This is a genomic window from Micrococcus sp. LASM2_SD2 (assembly GCF_057364565.1).
In genome coordinates this window covers 1-8,022 of the sequence record NZ_JBNFOB010000094.1, presented here as the reverse complement: position 1 = coordinate 8,022, position 8,022 = coordinate 1, and the positions used below count along the sequence as shown (strand labels likewise).

General features: G+C 72.3%; 6 protein-coding genes and 1 pseudogene. 6 read left to right on the top strand and 1 reads right to left on the bottom strand.

Features of this window, described 5'->3' with window-relative positions; translation table 11 throughout:
- Both AC2W7A_RS06660 and AC2W7A_RS06655 read left to right on the top strand, forming a co-directional pair.
- A pseudogene (locus tag AC2W7A_RS06660) lies at nucleotides 1-488 on the top strand (methyltransferase domain-containing protein); the annotation flags it as partial.
- Nucleotides 489-542: 54 nt separating this feature from the next.
- The gene (locus tag AC2W7A_RS06655) at nucleotides 543-1,475 is read left to right on the top strand and encodes an NAD(P)/FAD-dependent oxidoreductase (protein WP_485990671.1); all 933 of its coding nucleotides are present in this window, start codon (nucleotides 543-545) and stop codon (nucleotides 1,473-1,475) included.
- A gap of 48 nt (nucleotides 1,476-1,523) precedes the next feature.
- Here AC2W7A_RS06655 and AC2W7A_RS06650 read toward each other — a convergent pair whose 3' ends face one another.
- Nucleotides 1,524-2,462: a CPBP family intramembrane glutamic endopeptidase gene (locus tag AC2W7A_RS06650; RefSeq protein WP_485990670.1), complete on the bottom strand. Its 939-nt coding sequence runs from the start codon at nucleotides 2,460-2,462 to the stop codon at nucleotides 1,524-1,526.
- Between the two features lie 396 nt (nucleotides 2,463-2,858).
- Between AC2W7A_RS06650 and rpsO the strand changes: the two genes are divergently transcribed.
- The 4 genes from rpsO to AC2W7A_RS06630 form a co-directional block, all read left to right on the top strand.
- Nucleotides 2,859-3,128: a 30S ribosomal protein S15 gene (gene rpsO, locus AC2W7A_RS06645; protein ID WP_067189852.1), complete on the top strand. Its 270-nt coding sequence runs from the start codon at nucleotides 2,859-2,861 to the stop codon at nucleotides 3,126-3,128.
- Nucleotides 3,129-3,410: 282 nt separating this feature from the next.
- Nucleotides 3,411-5,675, top strand: coding sequence for a polyribonucleotide nucleotidyltransferase (locus AC2W7A_RS06640; RefSeq protein ID WP_485990669.1), 2,265 nt, complete (start codon nucleotides 3,411-3,413; stop codon nucleotides 5,673-5,675).
- Between the two features lie 281 nt (nucleotides 5,676-5,956).
- Nucleotides 5,957-7,279 carry a M16 family metallopeptidase gene (locus AC2W7A_RS06635; RefSeq protein WP_485990668.1) on the top strand — a complete coding sequence of 441 codons (1,323 nt, stop codon included), beginning with the start codon at nucleotides 5,957-5,959 and terminating at the stop codon, nucleotides 7,277-7,279.
- A 174-nt stretch (nucleotides 7,280-7,453) separates the two neighbouring features.
- Nucleotides 7,454-8,022 (top strand): 4-hydroxy-tetrahydrodipicolinate reductase (locus AC2W7A_RS06630; RefSeq protein ID WP_485990667.1); only part of this gene is annotated, 569 nt, incomplete at its 3' end.

The window sequence follows — 8,022 nt, the reverse complement described above, 5'->3', positions numbered from 1 at the left end:
CCCTGCCGGGCACAGCGGAGGCGAGCGGGCTGGCGGAGGCCAGTGCCGACGTCGTGGTGGCGGCTCAGGCTTGGCACTGGGTGGACGTGCCGGCGGCGAGCGCCGAGTCTGCCCGCGTGCTGCGCCCGGGCGGGCGCCTGGCGGCGGTGTGGAACCAGCTGGACACCACCGTGCCGTGGGTGCACCGGCTGACCCGGATCATGCATGCCGGGGACGTGCACGCCGCCGCCCCCGAGCAGCGCCGCTTTGCCGCACCGTTCGGGCCCGAGGAACACGAGCGCTGGAGCTGGTCCATGCAGCTGCGGCCGGCGCAGCTGCACGGCCTGATGGCCTCGCGCTCCTACTGGCTGCGGGCGGGGCGGCCCACGCGGGAGAGGATGATCGCGAACCTGGACTGGTACCTGCACGAGCACCTCGGCCATGCTGAGGACGAGGTGCTCACGGTGCCGTACCTCACCGTCGCGTGGCGGGCCGCCGGCCGCGGCGGCGCTGAGACGGCGCGGCGAGGACGAGACGGCGGCCCACACAGAGGACGACGGGGCATGGCAGAGGTGCGCGTGATCGGCGCCGGGGTGATCGGACTGAGCTGCGCGGTGCGCCTGCTCGAGGCCGGGCACACGGTGACGGTGCTGACGGAGAAGGACCCGCAGCAGACCACCTCCCGGGTGGCCGGCGCCCTCTGGTACCCGTACCTGGCCGCCCCGGTGGACCGGGTGACCGCGTGGGGCGTGCAGACGCTGGCCGAACTGGTGCGCCTGGCCGAACAGGAGCCGGCCTCGGGCGTGCACCTGGTGGACGGCACCGAGGTGGGGGTGGGGCAGCTGCCGGACCCGGCCTGGGCCACGGACGTCATCGACTTCCGGCGCGTGGACGGCCGGGACATTGAGCCCGGCGGAGGCTGGGCGTTCGCAGCGCCCCTGGCTGACATGAGCGTCTACCTGGGCTGGCTGGTGAGCAGGGTCGAGGGCCGTGGCGGACGGATCGAGCGGCGGAGGCTTCAGGCCGTGCCGGACGACGGCGTGCCCACCGTGGTGGCCGCCGGTCTCGGGGCGCGTGAGCTGCTGCCGGATCCGAGCATGTCCACCGCGCGCGGGCAGATCCTGCTGCTGCGGCAGTGCGGGCTGACCCGCTGGGCCCTGGACCAGACCGGGGAGCAGCCGGTGTACGTGTTCCCTCGGGAGAGGGACATCGTGGTGGGCGGCACCTCGGACCCGGAGGACACCCGGACCGCCCCGGTGCCGGCGATCGGCGCGGCGGTCCTGGACCGTGCCGTGAAGCTGGTGCCCGAGCTGGCCGGGGCCCAGATCCGCGAGCATCGGGTGGGGCTGCGGCCGGTCCGCCCGGCGGTGCGGCTGGAGGCCGAGACCCTGGGCTCGACGCCCGTGGTGCACTGCTACGGCCACGGCGGCGCCGGCGTCACCCTGTCCTGGGGCTGCGCGGACGAGGCCGCGTCGCTGCTGCAGGCCGGATTCTGAGGCTCCTTCCCCGGCGTTTTCGCTAGCGACAACGCTCCGGGGCGAGGCTCAGGGGCGGGCGCCGACCTCCGCCGGGACGGTCTGCTCGACGCCGGCACGCCTCGCCTGCCAGCCCAGCAGGCCCGCGCAGAGGAACGAGAACACCGCGGAGGTGAGGGCGGTGGCCGGGTCTCCGGTGGCCGAGGGGTCCACGTAGGACTCGGTCGCGGTCCCCGCGAGCGTGCCCGCCGCGATGACCACCACGTTGTTCACCACATGCAGGGCGACCGCCGCCTCCAGGCCGCCGGTGCGCCACGTCAGCCACACCGCGGCCGCCGCGAACGCACCCAGGTCGATCAGGATCCAGACGTCCAGCGACCCGTGGGCCAGGGCGAAGATCGCGGTGGAGACCACCCCGCCCACGATCCAGCCCGCCAGCGGCCTGCGGAACCAGGAGCCCACCGAGGCCAGCACCCAGCCGCGGAACAGATACTCCTCTCCGGCTGCCTGGAACGGGGTCAGCACGAACGCCATGACCAGCAGCCACACCCAGTCCTCGGCCCGCGGCAGGACCTCGGCGCCGCTCAGCGCCCACGTGCCCACCACGTAGACCAGGTAGAGCGGCAGCAGCACCAGGGCGCAGCGGCCCATCCACGCCCAGCGCACCCGGCCGACCACCGAGTGCAGGAAGCGGGAAGCGACCGGATGGCCCCACCGGACCGCCAGCAGGGCGACCGGGATCAGCGCGGCCAGCATGAGGTTGTTCACCGCGATCACGGGGGCGGACTCGAAGGCGGCGTCGTACATCGCCTCGGGCGCGTCCAGCACCTCCGGCCCGCCGGCGGCGATCAGTGCGGGGAACACGGCGAGCGTGCCGAGGACCAGGACCACGATCCCCAGACCCAGGGCGATCCCGAACGAGCCCAGCGGATGCCACCAGCGGTGCCGCGGCGTGCGCAGGGTCTGCGAGTAGTCCGCACCGATCAGCGGCAGGTCCAGCGGCTTCATCGGCATCGGCGGGGGAGCGGCCGGCGGGAAGCCTCCCTGTGGCGGCCCGCCCAGAGGCCCTCCTTGCGGGGGCATTCCCTGTGGCGGCGCGCCGTACGGGGCCTGCTCGGGGGACACAGGAGGTCGCGGGGGCTCGTCGGGGACGAGCGCGGGGTGGGTAGGCGGCTGGCTCATGCCGATGACGCTAGCAACGGGACCGGACACCGCGGCACCGACCTGAGACGGCACTCGACGTGTCCTGACCGGCCCGAGGCGGGGGCGGGCCTGCGACGAAAGGGGGAGGGCCGTCGTCGTGTAAAGTTGAAGGTCGGTGCCCGCTGCAGTCCGCGGTGGAGGGCGCCCCCGGACGCCTCGTCCGGGCCCACTGTTCGCGGTACAACTCTCAAGGAGTTCATCATGGCCCTGGATCCGGCTGTCAAGCAGCAGATCATCACGGAGTACGCCACCCACGAGGGTGACACCGGTTCGCCCGAGGTGCAGATCGCGGTCCTGTCGCGTCGCATCAAGGACCTGACCGAGCACCTCAAGGAGCACAAGCACGACCACCACACCCGCCGCGGCCTGATGGCCATGGTCGGTCGCCGTCGTCGCATGCTCGGCTACCTCAAGGACACCGACATCGAGCGCTACCGCTCGCTGATCGAGCGCCTCGGCCTGCGCAAGTGACGCAGTGCTGAACAGGCGATGACGAGGCGGTGCCGCTCCGGCGTGGGACTCCCACCCGTAGCGTGCCGCCTCTAGTCTGTCCAACGACGACGGCCCCGCACCCCGCGTGGACGACGTCACCCCAATGCAACACCCAGACGCCCCTGCCGGCACCGCTTCGCGGTCCTCGACAGTGGCTCCCGGACCCGCCGCCCCACCGGGCAGGCGGACGCCGAGAGCCTCGATCGAAGACCAGGAGGGTGCCTCCGACAGTGCAGGGACGTCGCTCTGAAAGGAGGGACCATGGAAGGTCCTGAGATCACATTCACCGAAGCCGTCATCGACAACGGCTCCTACGGAAAGCGCACCGTGCGCTTCGAGACCGGCCGCCTCGCCCAGCAGGCCGCCGGCGCCGCGATGGTGTACATCGACGAGGAGACGTCGATGCTGTCCGCCACCACCGTGGGCAAGTCCCCGCGTGAGGGCTTCGACTTCTTCCCGCTCACCGTGGACGTCGAGGAGCGCATGTACGCCGCGGGTCGCATCCCCGGCTCGTTCTTCCGCCGCGAGGGCCGCCCGACCACCGACGCGATCCTCACCTGCCGTCTGATCGACCGCCCGCTGCGCCCGGCCTTCACCAAGGGCATCCGCAACGAGGTCCAGGTCGTCGTGACCGTCACCTCGATCGCCCCGGACGAGATCTACGACACCGTGGCGATCAACGCCGCGTCCATGTCCACCCAGCTCTCCGGTCTGCCGTTCTCCGGCCCGATCGGCGGCGTGCGCATGGCCCTGCTGGACAACGGCTCCGGCCAGCGCCAGTGGGTCGCGTTCCCGAAGCACTCCCAGCTCAAGGACGCCGTGTTCAACATGGCCGTGGCCGGCCGTGTGGCCGGTGACGACATCGCCGTGATGATGGTCGAGGCCGAGGCCACCCCGGACGCCTGGACCCTCATCAAGGAGCAGGGCGCCGGCGCCCCCACCGAGGAGATCGTGGCCGAGGGCCTCGAGGCCGCCAAGCCGTTCATCCGCACCCTGTGCGAGGCCCAGGCCGACCTGGCCGCCCGCGCCGGCAAGGAGCCGGTGGACGTCCCGGTCTTCAAGGACTACGAGGACGACGCCTACGCCGCCGTGGAGAAGCTCGCCTCGGACCGTCTGACCGAGATCTTCTCGATCGGCGACAAGCAGGAGCGCGAGGCCGCCTCCGACGCCTACCACGCCGAGGTCCTCGAGGAGCTCGCCGGCGAGGGCAAGGAGTTCGAGGAGCGCCGCTCCGAGATCGCCAAGGCCTTCGGCTCGGTCACCAAGCAGATCGTGCGCCAACGCATCCTGCGCGAGCAGGTCCGCATCGACGGCCGCGGCCTCACCGACATCCGCAAGCTCACCGCCGAGGTCGAGGTCCTGCCCCGCGTGCACGGCTCCGCGATCTTCGAGCGCGGCGAGACCCAGATCATGGGCGTCACCACGCTGAACATGCTCAAGATGGAGCAGCAGATCGACTCCCTGGCGCCGGAGACCTCCAAGCGCTACATCCACCACTACAACTTCCCGCCGTACTCCACCGGCGAGACCGGTCGCGTGGGCTCCCCGAAGCGCCGCGAGATCGGCCACGGCGCCCTCGCCGAGCGCGCCGTGGTGCCGGTGCTGCCGTCCCGCGAGGAGTTCCCGTACGCGATCCGTCAGGTCTCCGAGGCTCTCGGCTCCAACGGCTCGACCTCCATGGGCTCGGTCTGCGCCTCCACCCTGTCCCTGCTGAACGCCGGTGTGCCGCTGCGCGCCCCGGTGGCCGGCATCGCCATGGGCCTGGTCTCCGCCGAGGTGGACGGCCAGACCCAGTACGCCGCCCTCACCGACATCCTCGGTGCCGAGGACGCGTTCGGCGACATGGACTTCAAGGTGGCCGGCACCTCCGAGTTCGTCACCGCGATCCAGCTGGACACCAAGCTCGACGGCATCCCGGCCTCCGTGCTCGCCGCCGCGCTGACCCAGGCCCGTGAGGCCCGCCTCCACATCCTGGGCGTGCTGAACGCCGCGATCGACGGCCCGGACGAGATGGCCGAGACCGCCCCGCGCATCATCTCGGTGCGCATCCCGGTGGACAAGATTGGTGCGGTCATCGGCCCCAAGGGCGCCATGATCAACCAGATCCAGGACGACACCGGTGCGGACATCACCATCGAGGACGACGGCACCGTGCTGATCGGCGCCACCGAGGGCTCCGCGGCCGAGGCCGCCCGCTCCCTGGTGAACGCCATCGCCAACCCGCAGGTCCCCGAGGTCGGCGAGCGCTACCTCGGCACAGTGGTGAAGCTGACCACCTTCGGCGCGTTCGTGTCCCTCACCCCGGGCAAGGACGGTCTGCTGCACATCTCCGAGCTGCGCAAGCTCAACGACGGCAAGCGCGTGGACGACGTCGAGGACGTCGTGGGCGTGGGCCAGAAGGTGCAGGTCGAGATCACCAAGATCGACGATCGCGGCAAGCTCTCGCTCGCCCCGGTCGTGGCCGAGGACGCCTCCGACGCCGAGACCGCCGACGCGGTCGAGTCCACGGAGTCCACCGAGGCCTGATCGGCCCGGACCGGCGGGCCGGGACCACCGGGTCCCCGGCACCCGCCGGCCCCCGACGCACGGCCCCGTGCCGGCGAGCATGCAGCTCGTCGGTACGGGGCCGCCGTCGTGTCCGGGGGTGGTGAGCTGCGGGGGAGAACAACCGCCGCCACCCCACGCCGAGCCAGAAGGTTCGGCTGGTTGGCGGCCCGCTGAAGTGACTACTTCCTCTGGTTCGGCACGCGAGGCGCGCCATGTCCACTGGTTCGCCGAAGCCCGCGCGGTTCGGAACAATGGGCCGGGTGACTTCCATCCAGCAGATCCCCCTCGATTACACCGGCCCCCTCTCCGACGACGGCGCCGGTGAGATCCGCCGCTCCGTTCTGCCCGGAGGCGTCCGCGTGCTGACCGAGGCGATGCCGAACCAGCGCTCGGTGACCATCGGCTACTGGGTGGCGGTCGGCTCCCGGGACGAGTCCGAGCAGGGCTTCGGCTCCACCCACTTCCTGGAGCACCTGCTCTTCAAGGGCACGCCCACCCGCTCCGCCATGGACATCGCCGCGGCCTTCGACCGGGTGGGCGGGGAGTCCAACGCCGGCACCGCGAAGGAGTCCACGGTCTACCACGCGCGCGTGCTGGACGAGGACCTGCCGATGGCGATCGAGGTCCTCACGGACATGCTGGCCTCCTCGGTGATCGACCCGGGCGAGATGGAGACCGAGCGCGGGGTGATCCTCGAGGAGCTCGCCATGGACGCGGACGACCCGATGGACTACGCGCACGAGCGCCTCGCGGAGGTCCTGCTCGGCGCGCACCCGCTGGCCCGCCCGATCGGCGGCACCCCGGACACCATCCGCGGCGTCAGCAGGGACCACGTCTGGGACCACTACTCGCACTGGTACCGCCCGGACGAGATCGTGGTGACCGCCGCCGGCGGCCTGGACCACGACGAGGTCTGCCGCCTCGTCCTCGAGGCCCTGTCCCGCACGCAGTGGGACCTGCCGGAGGGCGCGTCCCCGGCCCCGCGCCGTGCTGTGGACACCGCCGCCGCGGCGACGGCCTCGATCGCCCCGGGCGTGCACCGGTTCGCCAAGCAGGTGGAGCAGGCCAACGTGCTGGTCGGCGGACGGTCGCTGTCCACCACGGACGAGGACCGCTTCGCCCTGGGCGTCATGAACGCGATCCTCGGCGGCGGCATGTCCTCCCGCCTGTTCCAGCAGATCCGCGAGCAGCGCGGCCTGGCGTACTCCACCTACGCGTTCTCCGCCGGCTACTCGGACCTCGGCTACTACGGGCTCTACGCCGGCTGCCAGCCCGCGCGGGTGCGGGAGGTCGCGGACCTCATGGTGGCCGAGCTGGAGCGGATGGCCGTCGAGCACGTCACCGTGGAGGAGCTGGATCGTGCCCACGGTCAGATCTGCGGCGGCACAGTGCTGGGCATGGAGTCCACCGGCGCCCGTATGTCCCGGCTGGGCCGCTCCGAGCTGGTACTGGGCGAGTTCGTGGATCTCACCGGCTCCCTGGACCGCGTCCGCGCGGTCGGCGCCGAGGAGGTGCGCCAGGTGGCCGCCCGCCTGGTGGAGGGGGAGCGGGCCACGGTCGTTGTCGGCCCGGAGGGCTCCTGAGCCTCGGCCCATCCCGTCCCCGGCCATTGCCGGCGTCCTTCCTGACGACGCCGCCTCACCCGAGACGTCCGCCTCACCCGAGACGTCCGCCTCACCCGCGACGTCCGCCTCAACGCGTGAGACGGCCGGGTCGGCGCCGCCGGCGCCGGGCGGTCCCGGCGTAGGCTGGTGCGCATGAGTGCCGAGCACACCCCCGCCGCCCCGGACGCCCCGATCCGCGTCGCCCTGCTGGGCGCCTCCGGCAAGATGGGCCGCCATGCCGTCGAGGCCGTCACCGCCGCCGAGGACATCGAGCTGGTCGCGCAGCTGACCTCGAAGGACCCCCTGGAGCAGGTCCTGGACTCCGGTGCCACGCACGTCCTGGACCTCACCGTCCCGGACGCGTCCCCGGAGAACGTGGCCTTCGCCGTGGAGCACGGCCTGCACACGGTGGTGGGCACCTCCGGCTGGGTGCCGGAGCGTCGCGAGCGGCTCGTCATCCAGCTCGCGGACCATCCGCAGGTGGGCGTGCTGATCGCCCCGAACTTCTCGGTCGGCTCCGTGCTGGCCACCGCCTTCGCCGCCCAGGCCGCACGGTACTTCGAGTCCGTGGAGGTCGTGGAGCTGCATCACCCGGCGAAGCTGGACGCCCCCTCGGGCACCGCGGTCCGGACCGCGGAGATGATCGCGGCCTCCCGCGCCGAGGCGGGCGTGGCACCGAGCCCGGACGCCACCGAGCGGGACCCCGGACGGCGCCCGCGGCG

What these genes read in the sequence shown, in the direction of transcription:
- AC2W7A_RS06640 (WP_485990669.1), top strand. Translation starts at nt 3,411, where the DNA reads ATGGAAGGTCCTGAGATCACATTCACCGAAGCCGTCATCGACAACGGC.
- AC2W7A_RS06655 (WP_485990671.1), top strand. Translation starts at nt 543, where the DNA reads ATGGCAGAGGTGCGCGTGATCGGCGCCGGGGTGATCGGACTGAGCTGC.
- rpsO (WP_067189852.1), top strand. Translation starts at nt 2,859, where the DNA reads ATGGCCCTGGATCCGGCTGTCAAGCAGCAGATCATCACGGAGTACGCC.
- AC2W7A_RS06650 (WP_485990670.1), bottom strand. Translation starts at nt 2,462, where the DNA reads ATGAAGCCGCTGGACCTGCCGCTGATCGGTGCGGACTACTCGCAGACC.